This window comes from Streptomyces sp. NPDC047917 (assembly GCF_043204345.1).
In the GTDB taxonomy this organism is placed as follows: Bacteria; Actinomycetota; Actinomycetes; order Streptomycetales; family Streptomycetaceae; genus Streptomyces; species Streptomyces sanglieri.
On the sequence record NZ_JBIDCA010000013.1, the window covers coordinates 142,864 to 166,480 of the forward strand.

13 protein-coding genes are annotated in these 23,617 nt (G+C 73.3%); 6 read left to right on the top strand and 7 right to left on the bottom strand.

Features of this window, described 5'->3' with window-relative positions:
• Nucleotides 1-8: 8 nt before the first annotated feature.
• The 4 genes from ACGF8B_RS30235 to ACGF8B_RS30250 all read left to right on the top strand — a co-directional run bounded on the left by ACGF8B_RS30235 (nt 9) and on the right by ACGF8B_RS30250 (nt 13,992).
• On the top strand, nt 9-8,237 hold the full coding sequence (locus ACGF8B_RS30235; protein ID WP_392744943.1) for a type I polyketide synthase: 8,229 nt from the start codon (nt 9-11) through the stop codon (nt 8,235-8,237).
• A gap of 87 nt (nt 8,238-8,324) precedes the next feature.
• Nucleotides 8,325-9,899: an amidase family protein gene (locus tag ACGF8B_RS30240; protein ID WP_392744945.1), complete on the top strand. Its 1,575-nt coding sequence runs from the start codon at nt 8,325-8,327 to the stop codon at nt 9,897-9,899.
• A 318-nt stretch (nt 9,900-10,217) separates the two neighbouring features.
• Nucleotides 10,218-12,599 (top strand): hypothetical protein, encoded by a 2,382-nt coding sequence (locus ACGF8B_RS30245; RefSeq protein WP_392744948.1) that lies wholly within the window; start codon nt 10,218-10,220, stop codon nt 12,597-12,599.
• Entirely contained in the window at nt 12,589-13,992 is a 1,404-nt protein-coding gene (locus ACGF8B_RS30250; RefSeq protein WP_392744951.1) for a hypothetical protein, read from the top strand. Before ACGF8B_RS30245 ends, ACGF8B_RS30250 begins: the two co-directional genes overlap by 11 nt.
• Nucleotides 13,993-14,117: 125 nt before the next feature.
• Here the strand turns inward: ACGF8B_RS30250 and ACGF8B_RS30255 are convergent, their stop codons facing one another.
• The 3 genes from ACGF8B_RS30255 to ACGF8B_RS30265 form a co-directional block, all read right to left on the bottom strand.
• The gene (locus ACGF8B_RS30255) at nt 14,118-14,690 is read right to left on the bottom strand and encodes a GNAT family N-acetyltransferase (protein WP_392745298.1); all 573 of its coding nucleotides are present in this window, start codon (nt 14,688-14,690) and stop codon (nt 14,118-14,120) included.
• A gap of 484 nt (nt 14,691-15,174) precedes the next feature.
• Nucleotides 15,175-15,675, bottom strand: coding sequence for a DUF1203 domain-containing protein (locus ACGF8B_RS30260; protein ID WP_392744954.1), 501 nt, complete (start codon nt 15,673-15,675; stop codon nt 15,175-15,177).
• A 198-nt stretch (nt 15,676-15,873) separates the two neighbouring features.
• A complete protein-coding gene (locus ACGF8B_RS30265) occupies nt 15,874-16,464 on the bottom strand; it encodes a TetR/AcrR family transcriptional regulator (protein WP_392744956.1) in 591 nt (196 codons plus the stop codon).
• A gap of 58 nt (nt 16,465-16,522) precedes the next feature.
• On the opposite strand from ACGF8B_RS30265, the gene ACGF8B_RS30270 reads away from it, so the two are divergent.
• Both ACGF8B_RS30270 and ACGF8B_RS30275 read left to right on the top strand, forming a co-directional pair.
• The gene (locus ACGF8B_RS30270; RefSeq protein ID WP_392744958.1) at nt 16,523-17,407 is read left to right on the top strand and encodes an alpha/beta fold hydrolase; all 885 of its coding nucleotides are present in this window, start codon (nt 16,523-16,525) and stop codon (nt 17,405-17,407) included.
• A gap of 81 nt (nt 17,408-17,488) precedes the next feature.
• Complete coding sequence (locus ACGF8B_RS30275) at nt 17,489-18,265, top strand: hypothetical protein (protein ID WP_392744960.1); 777 nt, start codon at nt 17,489-17,491, stop codon at nt 18,263-18,265.
• Between the two features lie 70 nt (nt 18,266-18,335).
• On the opposite strand, the gene ACGF8B_RS30280 is transcribed toward ACGF8B_RS30275, so the two are convergent.
• From ACGF8B_RS30280 to ACGF8B_RS30295, 4 genes are all read right to left on the bottom strand, one after another.
• Nucleotides 18,336-19,931 (bottom strand): MDR family MFS transporter, encoded by a 1,596-nt coding sequence (locus tag ACGF8B_RS30280; RefSeq protein WP_392744962.1) that lies wholly within the window; start codon nt 19,929-19,931, stop codon nt 18,336-18,338.
• A gap of 67 nt (nt 19,932-19,998) precedes the next feature.
• Entirely contained in the window at nt 19,999-20,631 is a 633-nt protein-coding gene (locus ACGF8B_RS30285) for a TetR/AcrR family transcriptional regulator (protein ID WP_392744964.1), read from the bottom strand.
• 435 nt (nt 20,632-21,066) lie between these two features.
• Nucleotides 21,067-21,978: an SDR family NAD(P)-dependent oxidoreductase gene (locus tag ACGF8B_RS30290; protein WP_392744967.1), complete on the bottom strand. Its 912-nt coding sequence runs from the start codon at nt 21,976-21,978 to the stop codon at nt 21,067-21,069.
• The gene (locus ACGF8B_RS30295; protein ID WP_392744970.1) at nt 21,975-23,600 is read right to left on the bottom strand and encodes a flavin-containing monooxygenase; all 1,626 of its coding nucleotides are present in this window, start codon (nt 23,598-23,600) and stop codon (nt 21,975-21,977) included. The genes ACGF8B_RS30290 and ACGF8B_RS30295 overlap by 4 nt, the downstream gene beginning before the upstream one ends.
• Between the last annotated feature and the right edge of the window lie 17 nt (nt 23,601-23,617).

Here is a 23,617-nt window from a genome sequence, read left to right on the forward strand (position 1 = left end):
GTCATGCGGTGGGTACGCACGCCGACATCGTCAGAACACTGCCGGAACTGCTCCGGGACCATGCCCGGCGCCTCGGGGACAAGGTCTGTTTCCAGGACGTGGTCACGCGGGTGACCTACCGGGAGCTGGAACTCAGGACCGCACGGCTGGCCGGCCACCTGGCCGGACTCGGTCTGGTGCGCGGTGAGCGGGTGGCCGTACTGCTCGGCAACCGGGTCGAGGCGGTCGAGAGCCTGCTCGCCGTCACCCGGGCGAGTGGCGTGGGCGTACCCCTGGACCCCGGGAACCCGGACGAGGAACTGACCCGCCTGCTGGACGACAGCGGGGCCCGGGTGCTCATCACCGATGACGCCGGCCTGGCACGGCGGCCCGCGTTGCCGGGCCGGCCCGGACTGACCGTGGTGGCGGTCGGGGGCGGCCACGAGGGAGAGACAGGAAACCCGTCCACGCGCACGGGTTCCCAGGGACCGGCGGACGAGGACGGCGGCACCGGGGGCGGGCCCGCCCCGGTCGCGGGTGGCGTTCTGCGGTACGAGGAGCTGGCGGGCACGGAGCCGATGACGCCGGCCCGGGACGATCTCGCACTGGACGAAGTGGCCTGGCTGCTCTACACCTCGGGCTCCTCCGGCGCGGCCAAGGGCGTTCTGTCCACCCAGCGCAACCGCCTGGCCCCGGTCTCGGCGGGCCTTGTCGGTGCCCTGGGCCTGTCCGAACAGGACCACGTGCTGTGGCCGTTGCCCCTCCACCACGCGATGAGCCAGATCGTGTGCTTCCTCGGGGTGACGGCGGTCGGGGCGAGCGCGGTGCTGCTGCCCCGGTTCTCGGTGGCGGGAGTGCTCGGCGAACTACGGGACAAGGACGCCGCGTTCACCCTGCTCGGCGGCGTCCCGACCACGTACTCCGCGCTGCTCGACACGGTGCGCGGCGAAGCGGGCGCCGAGGGCGGCGGCGGTCTCGGCGCGCCCGCGCTGCGGGGCTGCGTCAGTGCGGGCGCCGCGGCGGGGCCCGGGTTCCGCGAGTCCTTCGAGGCGATCTGCGGCGCCCCCTACCTGGAGCACTACGGCAGCACGGAGGCAGGCCCGGTCACCATGCCGGCGCCGGGTGAGGCGACATCGTGCGGCCGGGTGCTGTCCGGCACCCGGGTCCGGGTCGGCGGCGGCACCGACGGCCAGGACACCGGAGAGGGCGAGCTGTGGGTCACCGGACCCGGGATCATGGCCGGATACCACGGCAGGCCAGAGGCCACCGCGGAAGTACTGCGCGACGGCTGGTTCCGCACGGGGGACCTGGCCAGGATCGACGCCTCCGGCGAACTGACGATCACAGGCAGGGCGAGCGACCTCATCATCCGGGGCGGGGTGAACGTCCACCCTTCGGAAGTGGAAGCCGTGCTGCGACGACTGCCGGGGGTGGCGGACGCCGCCGTGGCCGGACGCCCGCACCCCTCCTTCGGTGAGGTACCGGTCGCCTATCTGGTCGCCGGGCCCGGTGACGACGCGCTGGACCGGGGGAGTGTCCTCGCCGCCTGCCGTGCGGAACTCTCCGGACACAAGGTGCCCGCCGAACTCTTCGAGGTGGCGGAGATCCCCCGTACCGGCTCCGGGAAGATCGTGCGGCGTGACCTCGCCGGCCTGCCGGCGCGGGCACTGGGCGCAGGGGCCGCCGGGCAACCGTCGCGGGACCTGCTGACCCTGGTGCGGAACGAGGCGGCGGCCGTGCTCGGCTGCCCGGCCCGGGAGGTGGAACCGCGCACGGCACTGCGGGACCTGGGCATGGACTCCCTGACGGCGACGGTGCTGCGGGAACGACTGTCGGCGGTGACCGGCCTGCCGCTCTCCGAGGCCGTCGCCTTCGACTTCCCCACCGTCTCCGCGCTCGCCGCCCACCTCGGTGAACGGAACGCCGCCGCGCCGGCCGACGCCGGGCCCGTGAACCGGAGTCCGGCCCGCTCGGACGACGACCCCGTGGTGATCGTGGGAATGGCCTGCCGCTACCCCGGAGACGTGACCTCTCCCGAAGAGCTGTGGCAGCTGGTGGCCGACGGGAGGGACGCCATCGGCCCCTTCCCCACCGACCGGGGCTGGGACACCCGGGAGCTGTACGACCCGGACCCGGGGCGCTCCGGACGGACGTATGTGCGCGAGGGCGGCTTCCTCTCCGGTGTGGACCGCTTCGACCCCGGCTTCTTCGGCATCTCGCCCCGCGAGGCCCTGGCCATGGACCCGCAGCACCGACTGCTGCTCGAAGTGGCGTGGGAGGCCTTCGAACACGCCGGTCTCGTCCCCGGCACCCTGCGCGGCTCGCCGACCGGGGTGTACGTCGGGCTGATGTACAGCGACTACGCCCGCCACCTGACGAGGACGCCCGAACACGTCGAGGGCTATCTCGGCCTCGGCAACGCCGGAAGCGTCGCCTCGGGGCGCATCGCCTACACCTTCGGTCTCGAAGGCCCGGCCCTCACCGTGGACACCGCGTGCTCCTCGTCCCTGGTGGCCCTGCACCTGGCGGCCCAGGCGCTGCGCCGGGGCGAGTGCGCCTTCGCGCTGGCCGGCGGTGCCACGGTGATGTCGGGGCCCTCGTCGTTCGTCGAGTTCAGCCGTCAGCGGGCACTGTCCCCGGACGGCCGGTGCAAGGCGTTCGGCGCTTCCGCCGACGGCACGGGATGGGCCGAGGGCGCCGGCATGCTGCTGCTCGGCCGGCTGTCCGAGGCACGCCGCGCGGGGCTGCCGGTGCTGGCCGTGGTGCGTGGCTCGGCGATCAACCAGGACGGGGCGAGCAACGGACTGACCGCACCGCACGGACCGGCGCAGCAGCGGGTGATCCGGCAGGCCCTCGTGGACGCGGGGCTGGACCCCGGCGACATCGACGCGGTGGAGGCGCACGGCACCGGCACCCGGCTGGGAGACGTCATCGAGGCGGAGGCCTTCTTCGCGACGTACGGGCGCCACGAACGGCAACACCCCCTCCGGCTGGGCTCGGTGAAGTCCAACATCGGCCACACCCAGGCCGCAGCCGGCGTGGCCGGCCTGATCAAGATGGTGCAGGCGATGCACCACGGAGTGCTGCCGCGTACGTTGCACGCCGACGAACCGACCCCTCGTGTCGACTGGTCGACAGGGCGGATCGAGCTGCTGAGCCGGGCGGTGGAGTGGCCCGCCACGGGCCGTCCGCGCCGGGCGGGGGTGTCCTCGTTCGGCATCAGCGGCACCAACGCCCACGTGGTGCTCGAAGAGCCTCCGCGCGCCGTGGCGGAGCCGGAAGGCACGGCACGTCCCGGACCGGCCGCGGTGGCCGTCGCGGTGTCGGCCAGGAGCCTGCCGGGGCTGCGGGCCCAGGCACGACGGCTGTACGACCACACGGCCGCAGCCCCCGACGCAGCCCCGGCGGACATCGGGTACTCGCTCGCCACCACACGCGCGGCCTTCGACCACCGGGCCGTGCTGGTGGCCCGGGACCGTGCCGGACTGCTCGGCGCCCTGCGGGCCGTGGCCGAGGGCGTCGACCGTCCCGGCGTGCACACCGGCAGCTCCCGTCGGCACGGCCCGACGGCCGTGCTGTTCACCGGCCAGGGCAGCCAGCGCATCGGCATGGGCCGGGAACTGTACGAGGCGCGGCAACTGCACCCGGTCTTCGCCGAGGCGTGGGACGAGTGCTGCGCCCTGCTCGACACACTGCTGCCGGTGCCCCTGCGGGACGTCGTGTTCGCCGAGCCCGGTACGCAGACGGGCGCGCTGCTGCACACGACCAGGTTCGCGCAACCGGCTCTCTTCGCCCTGGAGACCGCCCTGTTCCGGCAGTTCGAGGCCTGGGGGGTACGCCCCGGCCTGGTGGCCGGGCACTCGGTGGGCGAGGTGACGGCGGCACATGTCGCCGGGGTGCTGTCCCTCGGGGACGCATGCACACTGGTGGCCGCCCGGGGCCGGCTCATGGACGCACTGCCGCCGGGCGGCGCGATGGCCGCCGTGGCCGCCGACGAGGACGAAGTGGCCGCACACCTCGCCGGGACGGGGTGCGCGGTGGAGATCGCCGCGGTCAACGGGCCAACCTCGGTGGTCGTCTCCGGCGACGGGACCGCGGTGGACGAGGTCGCCGCGCATTTCAGGGAGCGGGGCCGTTCGGCGACGCGTCTGCGGGTCGGTCACGCCTTCCACTCCGCTCGGATGGAACCCGCGCTGGCCGACTTCGCGAACGTGGTCCGGAGCCTGTCCTTCGCCGCGCCGCGGCTGCCCCTGATCACCGCCGTGCGGGGCCGGGCGGCCACCGACGAGGAACTGCGCACACCGGAGTTCTGGGTGGACCATGTCCGCCGGCCGGTCCGCTTCGCCGATTCGGTGGCGTACCTGGGTGACCGAGGAGCGGCACACTACGTCGAACTGGGGCCGGACGGGGTGCTCACCGGCCTGGTCCGGGACTGCCTCGCCCCGGCCGGCCCGGACACGGTCGGGACGGGCGGCGGCGGGCGGGGCCCGGCACCGCTGGTCCTGCCGACCTTGCGCCGGAAGCGGCCGGAAGCGGACGCCCTGCTCGACACACTGGCCGCGCTGCATGCCCACGGCACACCGGTCGACTGGCGGACAGTGTTCGCCGGGCGCGGCGGGCGGCGCGTCGCACTGCCCACCTACCCCTTCCAGCGCCGCCGGTTCTGGCTGGAGCCCGAACCGGGCCGGCCGGTCGTGTCCCCCGCGGCCGGGGCCACCCATCCGTTCCTGCGGTCGGTCACCCGTACGGCCGACGACGACGGGGTACTGCTCAGCGGGCTGCTCTCGGTGCACGACCAGCCGTGGCTCGCCGACCACGTGGTGGCGGGGGAGATCCTGCTGCCGGCCACCGCCTTCGTCGAAATGGCCCTGCACGCCGGTGAGTCGGCGGGCGCCGCCGAGCTGGACGAGCTCGTGCTGACCGCGCCGCTGGCACTGCCCCCGGACGGCACCGTCGAGTTGCAGGTGAAGGTGGCGGGACCGGACGGCGCGGGTCGGCGGACCGTGCTCTTCCACTCCCGGCCGTACACACCGCAGGGCGACCGGCCCTGGCAACGGCACGCCGGCGGTACCCTCTCGCCGGCCCGGCCGCCCACAGGCCGGGAAGCGGCCACCACCGGTACCGGCGGCGCCCCCCGGCGGCACACACCCTGGCCGCCGGAGGCGGCCGTACCGCTGAGTGCCGGCGATCCGGCCACCGGACCGTACGAGCGGCTGGCCGCCGACGGGCTGCGTTACGGCCCCGCCTTCCGGGGCATGCGCGCCGCCTGGAGCCACGGGGAGGAGCTGTACGCCGATGTCGTACTGCCCGAAGCGGCCCGCGCCCCGGGGCAGGAGGCGGACGGCCCGGGATTCGTCCTGCACCCCGCGCTGCTCGACGCGGCGCTGCACGCCCTGGCCCTGGACAGCCTCGTCACGAACGGCTCCGGGACAGCCGGTCCGGCGGCCGGCGGGTTGTCCCTGCCGTTCGCCTTCAGCGGGGTTCGCGTGCACCGCACCCGCGTACAGGGCTTGCGGGTGCGGACGACACCCGGGACCGACGGGCAGACCCGAGTGGAGCTGACCGACGGGACGGGCTCACCGGTGGCGACGGTCCGTGCACTGACGCTCCGGCCCCTGCCGCGCACCGGATCGGCGACCGACGCCCTCACCGGTGCCCTGCACCGGACGGACTGGACACCGCCGACCGCACCGCCCGTCCCCGCGGCGATGCCCCGCTGGGGAGTTCTCGGCACGGCCGGCACCCGGCTGGTGGACGTCCTCGCGCCCCTGGGGTCCGGTGTCCCGGTGTACGCCGGACCGGCGGCGTGCGACGAGTCGTCCACCGTGGTCGTGGCCCCGTGCCCGACGCCGCCCGCCACGACCGGCGACGCGCAGGACCAGGCCGCCGAGTTGCTGCGGGCGGCGGACTGGGCGCTGGGGCTCGTCCAGGAGTGGCTCGCCCAGCCGCACCTGTCCCGCTCCCGTCTCGTTCTCGTGACGTCCGGCGCAGTCGCCCCGGCCGACGACGGACACGGGGGCGACGGCCCATCCGGCGAAGAGCCGTCCGTACCGTCGCACGCACCGGTGTGGGGCCTGGTCCGCTCGGCCCTGCGCGAGAACCCCGGCCGCTTCGCCCTGATCGACGTCGACGGCCACCCGGACTCCTGGAACGCCCTGCCCGCCCTGCTGGCAGCCCCGGCGCCGGAGACAGCCGTACGCCGGGGGGCGGCGTACGTGCCGAAGCTGACGCCACTGGCCGGGACGGACCCGGAGCCGCGGAGGCGGCGGTCCCTCGACCCGGAGGGCACAGTCCTGGTCACCGGCGGCACCGGTTCCCTGGGCATGCTGGTGGCACGGCACCTGGTCACCGCCCACGGCGTCCGGCATCTGCTGCTCGCCGGCCGGCGCGGGCCCCACGCGCCGGGAGCCCGGGAATTCGTCGCGGAACTGCGTGCGGCGGGCGCCGAGGTGGCCGTCCACGCCTGCGACGTCGCGGACCGGGCCGCGCTCGCCGCCCTGCTCGACGCCGTACCGGCCGCCCACCCGCTGACCGGAGTGGTGCACAGCGCGGGGGTGCTGGACGACGGCGTCGTCGCGGCGCTCACCCCCGACCGTCTGAGGCGGGTGCTGCGCCCCAAGGCGGACGCCGCTCTCGCCCTGCACGAACTGACCAGGGAACACGACCTGGCGGTGTTCGCGCTGTTCTCCTCGATCGCGGGTACCTTCGGCTCCGCCGGCCAGGCCAACTACGCCGCTGCCAACTGCGTACTGGACGCCTTGGCACGACACCGCGCCCGGCTCGGACTGCCCGGTACGTCGATCGCCTGGGGCCCCTGGCAGCAGGACGACGGCATGATGGCGCACCTCGGTGACGCGGACCGGCGGCGGATGGCCCGCTCCGGATTCGGCCCCCTCGGGCCCGAGGAGGGTCTGGCCCTCCTCGACGCCGCCGTGGCCGGTGACGAGCCCGTGGTGGTCGCGGCCCGTCTCGCCCCGGCCGCTCTCCGTGCCGGTGACCCGGCTGCGAACCGGCTCCCGATGCCTGCCGCCGAAGCGGGTGGCGGGAGCGGGAACCGACCCGGCCGGGCCCCGGCCGCTCCCGCGGAGCGGGGCGTGGCGCTGCTCGCCAGGATCCGGACCCTGGCGGCCCGCGTCCTGGGCCACGGGGACGAGGCGAGCGAGATCGACGAGGACGCCCTGCTGGCCGACCTGGGGCTGGACTCCCTGGCCGCGGTCGATCTGCGCAACGAACTCGCGGCGTCGACGGGGCTGGCACTGCCGTCCACGCTGCTGTTCGACTTCCCGACACCGCGCGCGCTCGCCACCGAGCTGACCCGCCGCCATGCCGCCGACGCACCGTCAGCGGGCGCCGCGCCCGACGCCCCGGCACGGCCCGACACCACCGGCGGGGCAGGCGCACCGCCGGTCATCCCGGCGCGGGCCGCCGAAGCACCGCATGCCGGGGGAGCCCCGGACTCCCTGGGCGCGCTCTTCCGCACCGCATGCGACCGGGGACGGGGCTGGGACGGCATGGTGCTCCTCACCGTCGCAGCCCGTCTCCGCCCGGTCTTCGACAGGACCGGGGCGCCCGGCGCCGCGCACGAACCCGTCGTGCTCGCGGCGGGTGGCACGGGGGCCCGGCTCGTCTGCGCCCCCGCGCTCAGCGCACTGTCCGGACCGCAGGAGTACGCACGCTTCGGTGCCGGGCTTCGCGGACTGCGACCGGTCTCCGCGGTGCGGCACCCGGGGTTCGAGCCCAGCGAGGCTCTGCCCGCCTCGCTGGACGCCCTCGTCACCGCCCAGGCCGCGGCCGTACGCGCGGCCGCCGGCGAAGGCCCTCCGGTGCTGCTGGGGCGGTCGGCCGGTGGCTGGGTGGCCCATGCCGTGGCCGAGCGTCTGGAGGCCGAGGGCGCAGCCCCGGTGGCCGTCGTCCTGGTGGACACCTATCCGCCCGGTCACGACGACCGGGACGAGAGGCTCTCCGCGATGACGTCGGACATGCTGCGCCGGGCGGCGGAGTTCACCTCGGACGACTCGGGCCGGCTCACCGCCATGGCCGGATACTTCGAGCTCTTCAAGGGCTGGAAACCCGCGCCACTCGCCTGCCCCACCCTGTACGTACGGGCCCAGGACCGGCTGCCGGGCACCGAACCCGCCCCCGACTGGCTCCTGCCGCACGCCGGGATCACCGTGCCCGGGGACCACTTCACCATGCTGGAGGAGCACGCCCGCACCACCGCACTCGCCGTCCACCGATGGCTCGGCGACCTGGGCTGAGGACACCCCGGGAGGGCGCGGGTGCGACGCGAAAGGAGGCGCAGAAGTCTCTTGCGCCCGCGGATCCTCCTGGAATGGGCTGTTCCCATGAAGAAGCGAAGCATTGCGGCCCTGACCGCGGCCCTGGCCGCGGCACCCCTGCTGGCGACGGGTGTGCCGGGGCAGCCCGCGGTGGCCGCCGACTCCGGGCCGACGCTCCTGCGCGGAGTGGACCTGGACACGGTGACGATCCCCGAGCTGCAGGAACGCATGAACCGGGGGGCCCTGACCTCGTCGGAGCTGACCCTGTCGTACCTCCGGCGGATCAAGGCCGTCGACCCGAAGATCCACGCGGTGCTGCGCACCAGCCCGACGGCCCTGCGCCAGGCGGCCGCCAGCGACGTCAGGCACCGCCTCGGGAAGGTCCGCGGTCCGCTCGACGGCATCCCCGTCCTGCTGAAGGACAACGTGAACACCCGCGACATGCCGACGACGGCCGGGTCGACGGCACTGGCCGGGAGCCCGCCGTACACGGACGCGGACCTGGTCGTGAAGCTGCGCGCGGCAGGCGCGGTGATCCTCGGCAAGACCAACCTGTCCGAATGGGCCAACTTCCGCGCGGCGAAACCGACGTCGGGCTGGTCGGCGGTGGGCGGGCAGACGAACAACCCGTACGTCCTGGACCGGAATCCGTGCGGATCGTCCTCCGGATCGGCCGCCGCGCTCGCCGCGTCGCTGGCGCAGGTGGCGATCGGTACCGAGACGGACGGTTCCATCGTGTGCCCGGCCGGGATGAACGGGATCGTCGGCCACAAGCCCAGCCTCGGACTGGTCAGCCAGTCGGGCGTCGTCCCGATCTCCGCCGAGCAGGACACGGCCGGGCCCATGGCGCGCAACGTCATCGACACCGCGATCACCCTCTCGGTGCTCAGCGGCGGCGACGCCGCGCGCGCCCTCGGCCTCACGGACGGGGCCCCGCGACCCGCCGGTCTGCGCGGCAAGCGGATCGGACTGTGGCGGCTCCCCTCGCTCGGCGCCGGGACGGACGCGCTGATGACCCGGACCGCTGCGCGACTGCGTGCCGCCGGGGCCGAGGTCGTCGAGGTGACCCCGCCGTACCAGGACAGGCTCGCGGAACTTGAGTTCCCGGCGTTGCTGAGCGAGTTCCACCGGGACATCGACGCCTATCTGGCCACCCGCAACGGGCCTCGCGACCTCGCCGGGCTGGTCGGATTCAACCGCACGCACCCGGCCGAGCGGACCTGCTTCGCCGGGCAGGAGCTGTTCGAGCAGGCCCTGGTCGCGCCGCCGACCACGGATCCGGTCCACCGGGCCGCACGCGCCGAGCTGAAGGACCTGTCCCGGCGCTCCATCGACGAGACCATGGCCGCCCACGACCTGGACGCCATCGCCTCCCCGGCGAACCCGCCCGCCTGGACGACCGACTGCGCCCGGGGCGACAACGACGTGATCCCGTCCTCCACCCCGGCCGCCGTCGCCGGGTACCCCTCGCTGTCGTTGCCCGCCGGGTTCGTCGGCGAGCTGCCGGTCGGCCTGCTCCTGATGGCCGGCGACCGCCAGGACGCCGAGCTGCTGTCGCTGGGGGCGGCGGTGGAACGGCGGCTGGACGCCTGGCGGGCACCGCGGTACCTGCCTTCGGTGCCGTCCGACGCCACTCGTTGAGGCGACCGGGGACGAACGCGGTACCTGCCTTCGGGCGCCGTCCGGCACCACTCGTTGAGGCGGCCGGCGACGACACCTTCGCCGGCCGCCGGGCTCCGACGACGGACGGGGCGAAGAGGGGGCGCGGGAGGGGGCGCAGAGAGAGCGAAGAGTGGGGCGGGAGACGGGGCAGGGCCGGGCCGCGACCCCGGCCGTCTTCCCCGCGCCGCCCCTGTCGCCGCCGGTCCGACCGCCCCGCGCCGCCCGGACCAGGAGGTATCCGTACGCATCGGAACCCGGCGCCGGTAGAGTGACCGGCCGAACCAGGGGGAGGCGCCGATGCGGACGCTGTCAGGGATACGGAGGCGGAGCGGGACGTTCGGGGCCCGGGTGGGCACGGCACTCGCGTCGCTCGTGCTGCTCGGCAGCGCCGGAACGGCCGTCGCGGCCGAACCGGGCACCGCGCCGGGTGTCACGGCAGCGCCCGGGGTGACCGCCACCACCACGCCGGGCGGTCGGCCCGCCGACGGCGCGACCCAGTCCGAGCACCTGGCCGCGGAGCTGCGCCGGAACCCGGTCTACGTCTCGGCCGACCGTCCGCGCAGACTGCCCCGTTCACTCGCCCCGGACATCGCCGCCCTCGCCGAGCGCACCGGCGTGCCCACCTATGTGCTGGCGCTGCCCGCGGGGGACGCCACGCTGCTCGGCCTGGTGCACGACCGGCTCGGCGAGGACGGGCTGTATGTGCTGATCAGCGACCACAGCCGCATCACCGCCTCCGCGTTCGGCGTCGACGTCCCGGTCGAGGAGGCCGGCCGCATCGCCCTGTACGGCACCCCGTACGGGGCCGGCCCGCTCGCCGCGTTCGAGTCCTTCGCCGACGCGATCGCCTCCGGCCACGACCGGGCCGCGGCCAGGGCCGACGAGCTGTACGACCGCTACCACGAGGACGGCTCGCCCGACCTGTACATCAGCTCCACCGACCGGCAGAACCAGAACCTGCTGCTCGGCCTGGCCGTGGTGGTGATCCCCGGCCTGGTCCTGGCCCTCGGTATCCGGCTCTCCCGCCGCCGTTCCGACCGGCCGGAGCCGACCGGCCCGAAGAGGGCAACCGGCTCGCGGGCCCCGGCCGTCCGCCTGGAGAAGGACTCCGGGAAGGGACCCGGGAAGGGACCCGGGAAGGGATCCAGGAAGGGATCCGGCGAGGATTCCGGAACGGACCAGGGCAAGGGATCGGGCAAGGGGTCAGGTACGGGATCGGGCAAGACATCCGGTACGGGATCGGGCAAGGGGTCCGGCAAGACCGCTGCGAAGTCGAAGGCCCCGGCCCGTACCACTTGGCCCGCCTCCCGACGACGCGGTGTGCTTCCCGTGACGGCGGTGGCCACGGTGGCCGCCGCGGTCGCCGTGGTGCTGGCCGCGCCCACCGTCTTCCCGCAGACCGTCGACAGCCCGTATCTCGAAGTCACCCAGGACGACCTGAACGCACGGGTGGAGGAAGCAGCCGCCGGGCTCGCCGCCGGACCGGTCTACCAGGACCCGTCCACCGCGTACGTGCTGACCGCCGCCGACCTCCCCACGATCCGGCAGCGGATCGCCGAACTCGCCCCCAGGGGCCCGGTGCACGTACTGGTCACGACGACCGGCAGCGACGACGAGAGCGGCGGCATCAGCAGCACCCTGCTCGCCCGGGTCCACCAACGCACCGGCCAGAACGGCGTCTACGTGCTGATCGACCCGGTGTCCGGCCGGATCGACCTGGAGACCTTCGGCACCGACCAGGACTCCTCACGCCGCTTCATGCGTCTGCCGTCCGGCGTCCGCTACCCGGAGTACCGCAGGGACGGCGACCTGCGGATCGTGCCGCGCCTGGACCAGACCCTGGACGCCGTCGCCGCCGCCCGGCCGGAGCAGGGCTACGACTCGGTGCCCCAGGACACCGAGCTTCCCCCGCTCCATGACAACCGGCTGCCCGCCCTGTTCAGCAGCGACTTCGGCCCCGGGCTCATGCTCGGAACGATGCTGCTGGGCGTGCTGCTGCTGATCGCCTGGCTGGTGATCGCCGTCGCCCGGGCCGTGCTGCGTTCCCGCCGCGCGGGCGCGGCCGACCCCTCGCCGCCGCCGCAGCACTCCGGACCCGGGCACGCCACAGCGCTGCCGTCCGTCCGGCAACTGCGCTCCTGGGCCACCGCCGACGTCCGCGAACTCACCGGGCAGCTGGCCGCCGCCGACCAGGACGCGCCCGGCCGCGCCCGCGCCTGGGACTGCCTGGACGCAGCCGGACTGCTGGCCGACTCCGGTGACGAGCACCCGGACGTCACCACGGAGGCGGGCAACCTGGCCGCCGTCGCGGTGCTCGCCCGGGCCGGGCTCGCCGCCCTCCAGGGGCAATCCGATCCCAGCCTCTGCCGGCTCAACCCGCTGCACGGCGCGGCCACCGGGGGCAAGGCCCCCGGATGGCTCGCCGACATCGGCATCGGCCCCAGGCCCGCACGACTGTGTCCCGCCTGCCACCACGCCCTCCGCGGCAGCGGCGCCGGCCGCAGCACCGCCGACCGGGCCGCCCGCGAACGGGAAGCCGCGGAACGGCTGCTGAGCCTGCCTGGCGCGGACAGCCGTTCCCGGACCGCCTGGGACGAGGCCGGGCAGGTCCTGCCGGCCGCCCGCGAAGGGCTCGAAGCACTCATCCTCAGGGCCAGGGAGTCCGCCAGTGTCCAGTGACCGACCGACCCGTCACCGCCCGACCGGCGACCGGTCGACCAGCGACCACCTGAGCAGCGACCGCCCGGGCAGCTTCTGCCCGAGCAGCGTCCGACCGGTCGGCGCCCTCCGGGGCCGCGCCGCCGGACTGCTGACCGCGCTGCTGCTGGCCTGCACCTGTCTGCTCGGCACCGGCGCCCCCGCCCGGGCGGCGACCGCAGGTACGGGACCGACCGCCGCGACGATCGCCGAGTCGCTGGCCAAGGACCCCGTCCACGTCGACCCGTCCTACGCGGCCGCGGTCGACCCGGCCCAGGAGCAGGCCCTCGTCGACCGGATCGCCGCGACCGGCCTGCCGATCAAGGTGGTGCTGGTCCCCCTGAAGAAGGGCGACGCCTTCGACGGCGACGCCCGCACCCTCGCCGCGGTGGTCAAGGAACGGCTCGGCGAGCAGAAGCTGATCCTGATCACCACCGACGAGTACGGGAAGTGGCTCAACGGCACCGAGTGGCCGACCGACACCCACCAGACCCGCGACGCCGTCTCCGCCGTCGGCTTCCTCAAGGAACTCGACGACGCCGGCCTCGCCGCCCGGGTCGCCAAGGCCGTGGAACTGATCAAGGCCGGCAACGGCACCGAGGTCTACGAGGCCGAGACCGCCAGGATCGACAAGGAGTACTCGGCCCGGCCGAAGGACGAGGAGCACGCCTCCGGCGGCGGCTCGACAACCCTGCTCACGGTCGTCGCGGTGCTGGTCCTCGCCGTCGCCGGCGCCGCCTTCGTGGTGCGCCGCCGCCGCTCGCCCCGGCACACCGTCTTCAGCTTCCCCGACGCCGTCTTCGCCGCCGACCAGGCCGCCGACGAGGCGGGGCTGCGCCGCCGGGCCGCCGCCGAGCTGCTCGCCCTGGGCGAGGCCGTGGACCAGGCCGACGGTGCCGACACCCCGGGCCTGAGCCGTGCCCTGGACGCCTACGACGCGGCCGGCCGGGTGCTGGACGCGGCTCGGGGCCTCCCCGACCTGGTCGGAGTGCTGGCCCTGGTCGAGGAAGGACGCTCCGCACTGGTCCCGGCCCCCGGCCTCCCCCTGTGCTTCTTCGACCCCCGGCACGGCACGGCCGTCCGCCGGACCACCTGGCGCCCGCTCGGCCGCCGGGAACGGGTGGATGTCGCCGTCTGCGAGGACTGCGGCCAGGCCCTGCGCGCCCGCCGCTCGCCGCAGGTGCTCGCGGTCCGGGACCGGGGCCGCACCGTCCCCTATTTCGAGGTGCCCGCCGAACGCAGCCTGTGGGCCGCCACCGGTTACGGCTCCCTGCTCTCCGGCCCCGACGACACCCTCGCCGCCCGGGTCGGCACCGGTGAGTTCAGCCGCGCCCGGCAGCAGTCCGAGGACCACGACGGCGCGGCCACGGACTGATCCCGACGAACCTCTGTACATGGCGAACCGCTGATCCCGACGAACCGCTGAACATGGCGAACCGCTGACGGGCCGCCGGCTCCCGGCTGCCCCGTCCGCCGGCCGAAGCGGCACATCGGCGACGGCTACCGGCGCCGCTCCCGCTCCCAGTCGGCCCGGACGAGGTCGTACTCGACGTCACCGTGCTCGGAACCCGGGATCGTCTCCGGCCAGTCCTCGGTGAAGGTCCGGAGGAACGACAGGCCGGCCTTCTCCATCACACGCCGGGACCGGGTGTTCACCGCCATCGTGTTCGCGGTGACCCGCTGTACCCCGAGATCCGTGAACCCCTTGTCGATCAGGGCCCGCGACCCCTGGGTGGCGTACCCCTTGCCCCAGGCCGCCTTGTTCAGCCGGTAGCCGAGCTCGACCACGAACGGGCTCTGCTCATCGACCGGGCGCAACGCGAACCAGCCCAGGAACGTCCCGGTGGCCTTCTCGTCGGCGGCCCAGTAGCCACGGGTACCGAAGCACGGATGGTCGTGGAGGAGCCGCGGCAGAGTCTGTGCCCGGATCGCCTCACGGCTTGTCGGCCGGCCGCCGTTGATGAAGCGCATGACATCGGGGTCGTTGTCCAGCGCGAACAGAAGATCTACGTCGCTGCTGGTGTCGGTGAACGGGCGCAGCACCAGCTGCTCGGTCTCCAGGAAGACATGCATGCCGTGATCATCACCACCGGCGGTCGTGCCGGCCACCCAATATCCACGGCGGGCCGATGAGCGGCGAGCGGGCTCGGACCCGGACGAGGACGAGTCACGGTCGCGCCCCGCAGTCGTACGTACCTCTGCCACCTCGCCGGTACGTATGCCGACGCCATCGGGGTGAGACGGGTCCGGCGGCACAGATACGTGTACCGACCTGCGGTTCAACGCACGCCGAGGCGCCGTTTCGTGCGGCAGGCTGGTCGTGCCGCTGGGGAGGTGGAGTTACTGCGCAGCGTCGGCGGACGAGGCTGTCGCAGACCCGAGTGCTCCTCACCCCCAGCGGCGCCGGAAACATGTGCCCGCGCTGTCGGCGGTGCAGGCGCATGATTCCGGCTGCCGGGCCCGGGCGACGACCTCGGCCGCCACCCGCTCCGCAGGGACGGCCGGACACTCGCCCACCCGGCCGCGCGGCTGTGCGGAGCAGCACTCTCCGCCTCGTCTACCGGCGCCGTGCCTCGACCATGAAACAGCCGAATTCGACCGCACGGACGTGCACGAGGGCCACTTGCGGATCGGAGAAGACCTCGTGCAGCGCGTCGTCCACCTCGGCCGCCCGCTCCTTCGGGATCTCGATCAGCCGCCCGCCGAGGATGCGTCCCTGGCCGTCGTAGGCGCGCAACACCCGGCGGGCACCGTGGAGTTCGACCGGGTAGCCGGTGCCGGAACCGGGTCCGTCGCACTCGTCGGCGTGGACGAAGACCGGACCGCACTCGTCGTACGGGCCTGGCTCGGCATCCGTCATCGCCGCCCAGCGCCGCAACGGCGCGTACGAGACGAGGACGATCCGCTCACCCGCCTCGCTGTGCCGCAGACAGCAGCGCAGCGGGGCACCGCCCTCAGGATCGGTGACGGGCGTCCGGGCACGACCGGCGTCGTCCCGCTCCCGAAGCTGCTTCAGTACGGTGGGGTCGATGGCCCGCACCTCGTAAGTCGTGGTCATGGCTCCAGCATCCGCAGCCGCCCGTCCCGGTGCTGGCGGAAAACGGACGCGGCCCTGTCGGGCATCGGCCGAGCAGGCCGGTCGGAGTGTCCACCAGTGCCGGGTGCCGGGTGCCGGTGTCGAGCAGTTGGGCCGGCAGCAGGAAGACCTGTTCCCGGCCACCACCTGACGGCCGGACGACTCCGTCGGGGCCCGACGCTACCCGGCCGGGCCCAGGGCGTCGCGGACGATCGCGGCGGATGCCCTGGCCGCCGCGAGGACCGGAGCCGTGTCGTGGGCCGCGCGGCCGAGCATGAAGGCCCCTTCCAGCAGGGCGATCACCGAACCGGCGGTGTCCCGGGCGGTCTGCGCCTCGATGCCCGCCCCGGCGTAGAAGGCGGCGAGGGCGTCGACCCACGAGGCGAAGACGTCCGCCGTCGCGCGACGCAGCCCCTCGTGCGTACTGGCGACCTCCAGCGCCACGGTGGCGATCGGGCACGGGTCGGTGAAGTCCAGTTCCCGGAGAGTCTCGGCCGCGCCGGTGAAGGCGGCGGCGGTGGCGGCTGCCGGATCCGCCTCGGGGTCGGCGAACAGACCGCCGATCAGCTCCAGATACGCGGCTCCGGAGGTACGGATCACCTCCTCGCCGAGCTGGCCCTTGCCACCCGGGAAGAAGTGGTACGCCGAGCCGTACGGAGCCCCGGCCGCCGCGACGATCTGCTTCATGCCGGTCGCCGCGTAGCCCTGCCGCCGGAAGAGTTCGGTGGCGGCGGTGACGATCCGCTGCCTGGTGTCGCCGGTGGTCCTCATGCCGGATAGTCTCTCACTAGATCGGTCTATCAAGTCACGGTCATGGGGAGGCCACGCGATGCCGGAGATCGAACTGAGCGCCGGAACCATCGAGTACACCGACACCGACACCGATGCCGAAATCGATGCCGACACCGGTGTCCATGCGGGCACCGGGGACGGAGCGAGGGAGACCGTGGTGCTCGTCCACGGTCTCGCCTTCGACGAATCGGTCTGGGACGCGATCGTGGCGGAGCTGCGCGAGGACTTCCGCGTGGTGGTCCCCGTCCTGCCGCTCGGCAGTCACCGCCGCCCGATGCGGCCGTCGGCGGATCTGTCGGCCCAGGGGGTCGCGGACCTGCTCGCCGAATTCCTGGAGCGGCTGGACCTGCGTGCGGTCACGCTGGTCCAGAACGACGCGGGCACCGCTCAGCTCCTGGCCGGCGTGCGCGACGAGCGCGTCGCCCGGCTGGTACTCACCTCCTGCGAAGCCCTCGACAACTACCCGCCGGGCATCCAGGGCCGCACCCTGCTGGCGGCGAGCCGGGTGCCGGGCGGGCTGTTCCTGCTGCTCCAGTCGTTCCGGGTGCCCTTCCTGGTGTCGATGCGCAGCTCACTGGGCGGCATGACGGCGCACGGGATCCCGTACGAGCGGGTGCGCCGCTGGTACCGGCCGCTGCTCACCGACCGGGCCGTCCGCGCGGACCTCGCCCGCTTTCTGCGCTCCACCAGGAAGGACACCTATCTGCGGGCCGCCGAACGGCTGCGGCACTTCGACCGGCCGGCGCTGGTGGCCTGGGGCGCGCAGGACCGGATGATGCCGCACAGGACCGGCCGGCGCCTGGCCGAACTGCTGCCGCGGGGGCGATACGTCGAGATCCCCGAGGCCGGCACGCTGGTCCCCATGGACAACCCGGCGGCACTTGCCCGGGAACTGCGCCGGTTCATCGAGGAGGACGCCTGAGCGCTTGTCCACCGGCCACCGCGGGGCAGCCCGTAGTCTGTACGGAGCGATACGTGCGCGGGCACGAAAAGAGGAAGCACCATGTCCTTCGCTCCCCTCGGCCGGCACAACGGCGAGCACAGCGACTACTGCAACACCAGCCTGTGCTGCCGCTGTCAGCAGCGGAACTGGACGACCCAGCAGGGCAACGAGCGGCTGTGCGGGCCGTGCGCGGCCTGCTGCCGCGAATGCGGCAGAGCGCCCGCGTCACACCTGGACGGACTCAACGACGGGATCTGCGTGGACTGCCGCGGACTGTGCACCCGCTGCCACGGCCCGCTGCCCGACGGGGGAGCCTGCCACTGCCAGCAGTGGAAGCAGAGCCCGGGCAACGACCCGATCCGCTTCATCATGCAGGGCTTTCCCCAGCCGCTGCTCCAGGCGCTCGGGCACCGGGTTCCACGCACCCTGCCCGACATCCTGTTCGAGGAGCTCAAGCACCGCACGGCCGCCCAGCTCCTCGACCGTATCGAGAGGCGCTGGAGCAACCGCTGGTCGCACGCGATCCATGAACGCGACGAGGAGAACCGTCGCCGTTGGGCGCCCCAGGAGATCGCCGAGGCGCTCGTATGCCCCGGCAGCTGTTCGAACCGGGCGTGCGAGGACGGCTACCTCCTCGCCGACGGAGGGCCCTGCCCCTACTGCCGCCGGCCGGCCCACCGCTTCGTTCCCGCCACGGCAGAGGCGATCTCCACCTCGGAACACGCACGGGCGACCGCGGCACAGATCCGGCAGGCGCTCATCGGCAACCGCTCCACCGGAAGGAAAATCAGCCGCGGAGCGCCGTCGGGCGCCCGGCCGGCCTCTCCCACCGACTGACGGCCGAGAGCACCGGCCCGCACCGATCGGCCGATCGGTGCGGGCCGGTGCCCTCGGCGCCCCTGCGGGATCAGTGCGTCGACTCCGCCGCGGCGGCGTTCTCCTGCGCGAGCCGTTCCATGCCGCTCTGCGTCTTGAGCGGCTTCTCCTTGATGAACAGCACTGCGACCAGAGCGAGGAACGCGAAGGGGGCTCCGATCAGGAAGACATCCGCGGTCGCGACCCCGTACGCGTGCTCGACGATCTCCCGGGCCGGTTCGGGAAGCTTGGAGAGGTCGGGAACGCCGTGGCCGGCGCCCCCGTTGTCCGCCGCCCCACCGAAGCCCTTGGCCATCTCGCTCGCCACCCGGTGACTGAGCACGGCACCCAGCGCGCTCGTGCCGATCGCTCCACCGAGGCTGCGGAAGAACGACAGCACCGAGGTCGCCGCTCCCAGCTCCGAGGCGGGTACGTCGTTCTGGGCCGCCAGCACCAGGTTCTGCATCAGCATCCCGACGCCCACACCGAGCACCACCATGTAGACGCTGAGCAGCCCGAACGAGGAGTCCGCGCTGATCGTGGACAGCAGGCCCATGCCCGCGGTCATGATGATGCCGCCCGCGATCAGGAAGCCCTTCCACTTGCCCCGGGCGGAGATGATCTGCCCGGCGACGGTCGTGGAGATCATCAGACCGAGGATCATCGGCAGGCTCATCAGGCCCGCCGCGGTCGGCGTCTTGCCGAGCGAGATCTGGAAGTACTGGGAGAGGAACACCGTGCCACCGAACATGGCCACGCCCACCAGCAGGCTCGCCACGGTCGTCAGTGCCACGGTGCGGTTGCGGAAGATGTCCAGCGGGATGATCGGTTCCTGGACCTTGGACTCGACCAGTACCGCGGCGAGCAGCAGGACCACACCGGCCGTGACCAGTGCGGCGGTCTGCCACGAGGCCCAGTCGAACCGGTTGCCGGCGAGGGTCACCCAGAGCAGCAGTGCGCTGACCCCGCTCATGATGAGGACGGCGCCGAGATAGTCGATCTTCACTTCTCTGCGGACTGTGGGCAGCTTCAGGGTGAGCTGGAGCAGCACGATCGCCAGCAGAGCGAACGGCACGCCGATGAAGAAGCACCAGCGCCACCCCAGCCAGGAGGTGTCCACGAGCACACCGCCGATGAGCGGCCCCGCGACGGTGCCGACGGCGAACACGGCGCCGAAGATGCCGGAGTAGCGGCCGAGTTCACGCGGCGGGATGATCGCGGCCATCACGACTTGGGCGAGCGCCGTGAGGCCGCCCGCGCCGATGCCCTGGACCACACGGCTCACGATGAGCAGGCCGACGCTGTGCGAGAAGCCGGCGACGAGCGAGCCGACGACGAACATCGAGAGGGACAGCTGGATGAGCAGCTTCTTGTCGTACAGGTCGGACAGCTTGCCCCAGATCGGGACGGTCGCCGTCATCGCCAGAAGCTCGGCGGTGACCACCCAGGTGTACGAGGACTGGGTGCCGTTGAGGTCGGCGATGATCCGGGGAAGTGCGTTGGAGACCACGGTGGACGCCAGGATGGCCACGAACATGCCGGCCATCAGGCCCGACATGGCCTGGAGTATCTGACGACGCGACATGGCTGGTGCGGCCCCCTCGGGCGCACCGGCCGTGCCGGCTTCGGGTGTGACGGCAGCGCTCATCGGCTGGCGTTCCTCATTCTCTGGATTCTCGGGTGAACGGCTCCGGTGCGGGGCCTTCGAATGTGCTTCAGTCGCCCAGGCCGGCGGCCAGTGAGGCGAACGCCTCGTGGTAGATGCTCTGGAACGTACGGGTACGGCCCGAGGCCACCCAGAGCTCGACGGCGGCGCGCACGGCGGCGAGCGTCACGTGTGCGAGGAGCCTGGGGTGGAGATCGGACTCGGGATCCTGGCCGAGGCGCTCGGCCACGGCGGCGATCAGCGCGCGCTCGTCCGCACCCCGGGCGGCCAGGAAGCCGGGCAGCAGCGAGGGGCTGGTCCTGAGCACCGCCATCTGGAGCTCCCAGCGTTCGTGGTCCTCCTCGATGTGGGCGAGCTCCTGGCCGATCGCCCCGCGCAGGGCATCGAGCGCCGTGAGTTCGTCCGGCGCGTCGAGCACCGCCCGACGGATCCGCTCGGCGTTGTCCTGGGCGGGGCGGGTGATCGCGTCCTCAAGGCCTGCGAAGTAGTTGAAGAAGGTGCGCACGGATACGCCGACCGCATCGGTGACCGCTTCCACGGTCACGTGCTCGATCCCGCGGTCCGCGGCCATGCGCAGTGCCGCGTCCGCCAGCGCGTTGCGCGTCGCGCGCTTCTTGCGCTCGCGCAGCCCGAGGGCCGTGTCGTCGGCGCTGGCGGGGTTGTCGGCACTCATGAAGTGCATGCTATGCAAATTTGCGTGATGTGCAAAATTCTCTGCCTGGGGTGCGCATGCCCGGTCGGGCCGCCGGGAACCGGAACCCGGGTGTCACGGCCGGAGGGAGGACCCCCTGCCGTGGCGCGTCATGACACTCCGGGTGGTCGGCGTGCCATGAACTGGGCACTCGCGACGCCGGGGAACCGGGCACTCCCGTCGCGCGGCCCGACGGGCTCGACGCCTCACGCCTGCCCTCGGGCCGGCGGGCGGGCAGCACTCTTCCCGGAGGGCCCGACATCCGCCTCGACAGCCGCGCCGCCCGGCGCCGGCTCCGTACGGCCCTGCGCGGCGCCCGTCGGTTCCTCGCCGGAGAGGTCCGAGCCTGTGTGCCGGGACGGGCGGCGCGGAGGAATCCCCTGCCGCCCACCCGCCCCACGACCCCACTCGGGGAGACCGGAGCGATCAGGGAGTCTCGTGTGCCGAGGCCGGGTACACCGTCCCGTCCACGGACAGGAGCTCGTCGATCCGCTCGGTGAGGTCCTGCGCGAGCAGCGGACCGCCGTCCGCCGAGCGTATGCCCGGGGTCTCACCCGTCAGTACCCGACCCACCCGGTCGCGCCCGGCGCTCAGCACCTCGCCCGTGACCGGCACCCCGTCCGCGAGCAGCGCGGCCACCACCGGCGCGACCGCCTCGGGCGGCGCCTCCTCCCGCATCCGCTCCAGCACCTCCGGCGGGACGCCCTCGGTCGCCGCCGACATCCGCGACCAGGCCACCGGGGCCACGGCATTGACGCGGATGCCGTACGCGGCGCCCTCGGCGGCCAGTGTCCGTGTCAGCCCCACGATCCCCGCCTTGAGCAGGGAGTACGCGGCGTTCCCCGCCATGCCGTAGAGACCCGCCGCCGAGGTGACCAGGACGATCCGGCCCCGGCCGCGTTCCGTGAAGTGGGGCCAGGCGGCCCGTACCAGTCGCCAGGCGCCGAGGGAGTGAATGGCCGTCATCCGCTCCAGCAGCGCCTCGTCGATGTCGGTGAAGTCCAGTCCCGGCCGGTAGATTCCGGCGTTCGCCACGATCCCGTCGACCGATCCGAACTCGGCACGTGCCAGAGCGATCAGGGAGCGCGTCCCCTCGACGCCGCTCGCGTCCGCGGTGCTCGCGACGGCTGTTCCGCCGGCCGCCCGGATCTCCTCGACGACCTGCGCCGCCGGGCCCGCGTCCTGGCTCCCAGTGCCGTCCGTAGCCGTCCCCAGGTCGTTGACGACGACACGGGCGCCGCGCCTCGCGAGATCCAGGGCGTAGGCCCGGCCGAGGCCCCGGCCCGCGCCGGTGACGACGACGGAGCGCCCGTCCAGCCTCAGTGTGTCCCGCCTCATGCCGAGCCCCCCGTACCGAGAGCGAAGCCCCGGTAGCCGGACCGCGCGACTTCCTCGCACCGTTCCCGGTAGTGGTTGAGCCCACCCGCGTACGGCATGAACACCCGTGCCTTTCCCTCCACGTTGGCACCCACGTACCAGGAATCGGCGCGCGGGTAGAGGGTCGTGTCGGCGACCTCGTTGACATGGGCGACCCAGGAGTCCTGTGCCTCGGGCCGCGCCTCGATCCGGTCCACCCCGTCCTCGCGCAGCCACCGCAGACAGTCCACGATCCAGTCGACGTGCTGCTCGACCGCCCGCACCATGTTGACCAGCACCGACGGGCTCCCCGGTCCGGTGACCGTCAGCAGGTTGGGGAAGCCGGCCACCGCGAGGCCCAGGTAGCTGCGCGGTCCCGAGGCCCACTGCTCCTTCAGGGCCCGGCCGCCCGACCCGCGGATGTCGATACGGGTGAGCGGCCCGGTCATGGCGTCGAAACCGGTGGCCAGCACCAGCACGTCGGCCGGGTAGGTGCCGGCTTCGGTGCGGATGCCGTTCCCGGTGATCTCCACGAGCGGTTCGGCCCGCAGGTCGACGAGGTCGACGTTCTCCCGGTTGTACGTGGAGAAGTATCCCGTGTCGACGCAGATGCGCTTGGCGCCGATGGGGTAGTCCAGGGGAACGAGCTTTTGTGCCGTCTCCGGGTCGTCCACGGCGTCCCGGATCTTCTCGCGGACGAACTCGGCGAGGTGCTCGTTGGCCTTCCCGTCCGTCAGTATGTCGCTGAAGACCGACATGATCTCGGTCCCGCCGATCGCCCACTTGCGTTCGAAGACGGCCCGGCGCTCCTCCTCGCCCACATCGAGGGCCGAGCGGCCGGTGGAGGCGATGTAGAAGCCGGAGAATCCGGAACGGGCATACGTACGCAACTCCTCCAGCTCCGATTTGGCCCGTCGGCTCTCCCGGCCCGACAGAGGCCGGTTGCGGGCCGGGAGGCTGTAGTTCGGCGTTCGCTGAAATACCGTCAGGTGACGTGCTTCCGCAGCGAGTTCGGGTACGGCCTGAATGCCCGAGGAGCCGGTGCCGATGACGGCTGCGCGCTTGCCGGCCAGATCGACGCCCGCCTGCGGCCAGCGGCCGGTGTGGTGCACCTCGCCGCCGAAGCTGCCGAGACCGGGCAGGTCGGGCACGCGGGATGCGGACAGGCAGCCCACGGCGGTGACCAGGAACCTCGCCCGGGCACGGCAGCCGTCATCGGTGGTCAGGAGCCAGGTCCTGGTCTCCTCCTCCCAGACGGCCGAGGCCACCCGGGTCCTGAAGGAGATCATCGGCCGCAGGTCGAAGCGGTCCGCGACGTGTCCGGCGTAGCGCAGGATCTCGGGCTGGGTGGCGAAGCGTTCGGACCAGTCCCACTCCGCGTGCAGCTCGGGGGAGAACGAGTAGCAGTAGTCCAGGCTCTCGACGTCGCAGCGGGCTCCTGGATAGCGGTTCCAGTACCACGTGCCGCCGACGTCGTCGCCCGTCTCGAAGGCGTGGCAGCTGAACCCGTGCGCGCGCAGCCGGTACAGGGCGTAGAGGCCGCCGAATCCGGCGCCGACGACGAGTGCGTCGTACTCCGGCACGGAGGTTGCTGAGTCGGTCATGTGCGGCTCCTTGCGGG

Bases quoted from the DNA above. Each gene is read 5' to 3' on its own strand.
- ACGF8B_RS30240 (WP_392744945.1), top strand. From the start codon at position 8,325: ATGAAGAAGCGAAGCATTGCGGCCCTGACCGCGGCCCTGGCCGCGGCA.
- ACGF8B_RS30245 (WP_392744948.1), top strand. From the start codon at position 10,218: ATGCGGACGCTGTCAGGGATACGGAGGCGGAGCGGGACGTTCGGGGCC.
- ACGF8B_RS30255 (WP_392745298.1), bottom strand. From the start codon at position 14,690: ATGCATGTCTTCCTGGAGACCGAGCAGCTGGTGCTGCGCCCGTTCACC.
- ACGF8B_RS30260 (WP_392744954.1), bottom strand. From the start codon at position 15,675: ATGACCACGACTTACGAGGTGCGGGCCATCGACCCCACCGTACTGAAG.
- ACGF8B_RS30265 (WP_392744956.1), bottom strand. From the start codon at position 16,464: ATGAGGACCACCGGCGACACCAGGCAGCGGATCGTCACCGCCGCCACC.
- ACGF8B_RS30270 (WP_392744958.1), top strand. From the start codon at position 16,523: ATGCCGGAGATCGAACTGAGCGCCGGAACCATCGAGTACACCGACACC.
- ACGF8B_RS30275 (WP_392744960.1), top strand. From the start codon at position 17,489: ATGTCCTTCGCTCCCCTCGGCCGGCACAACGGCGAGCACAGCGACTAC.
- ACGF8B_RS30280 (WP_392744962.1), bottom strand. From the start codon at position 19,931: ATGAGCGCTGCCGTCACACCCGAAGCCGGCACGGCCGGTGCGCCCGAG.
- ACGF8B_RS30285 (WP_392744964.1), bottom strand. From the start codon at position 20,631: ATGCACTTCATGAGTGCCGACAACCCCGCCAGCGCCGACGACACGGCC.
- ACGF8B_RS30290 (WP_392744967.1), bottom strand. From the start codon at position 21,978: ATGAGGCGGGACACACTGAGGCTGGACGGGCGCTCCGTCGTCGTCACC.
- ACGF8B_RS30295 (WP_392744970.1), bottom strand. From the start codon at position 23,600: ATGACCGACTCAGCAACCTCCGTGCCGGAGTACGACGCACTCGTCGTC.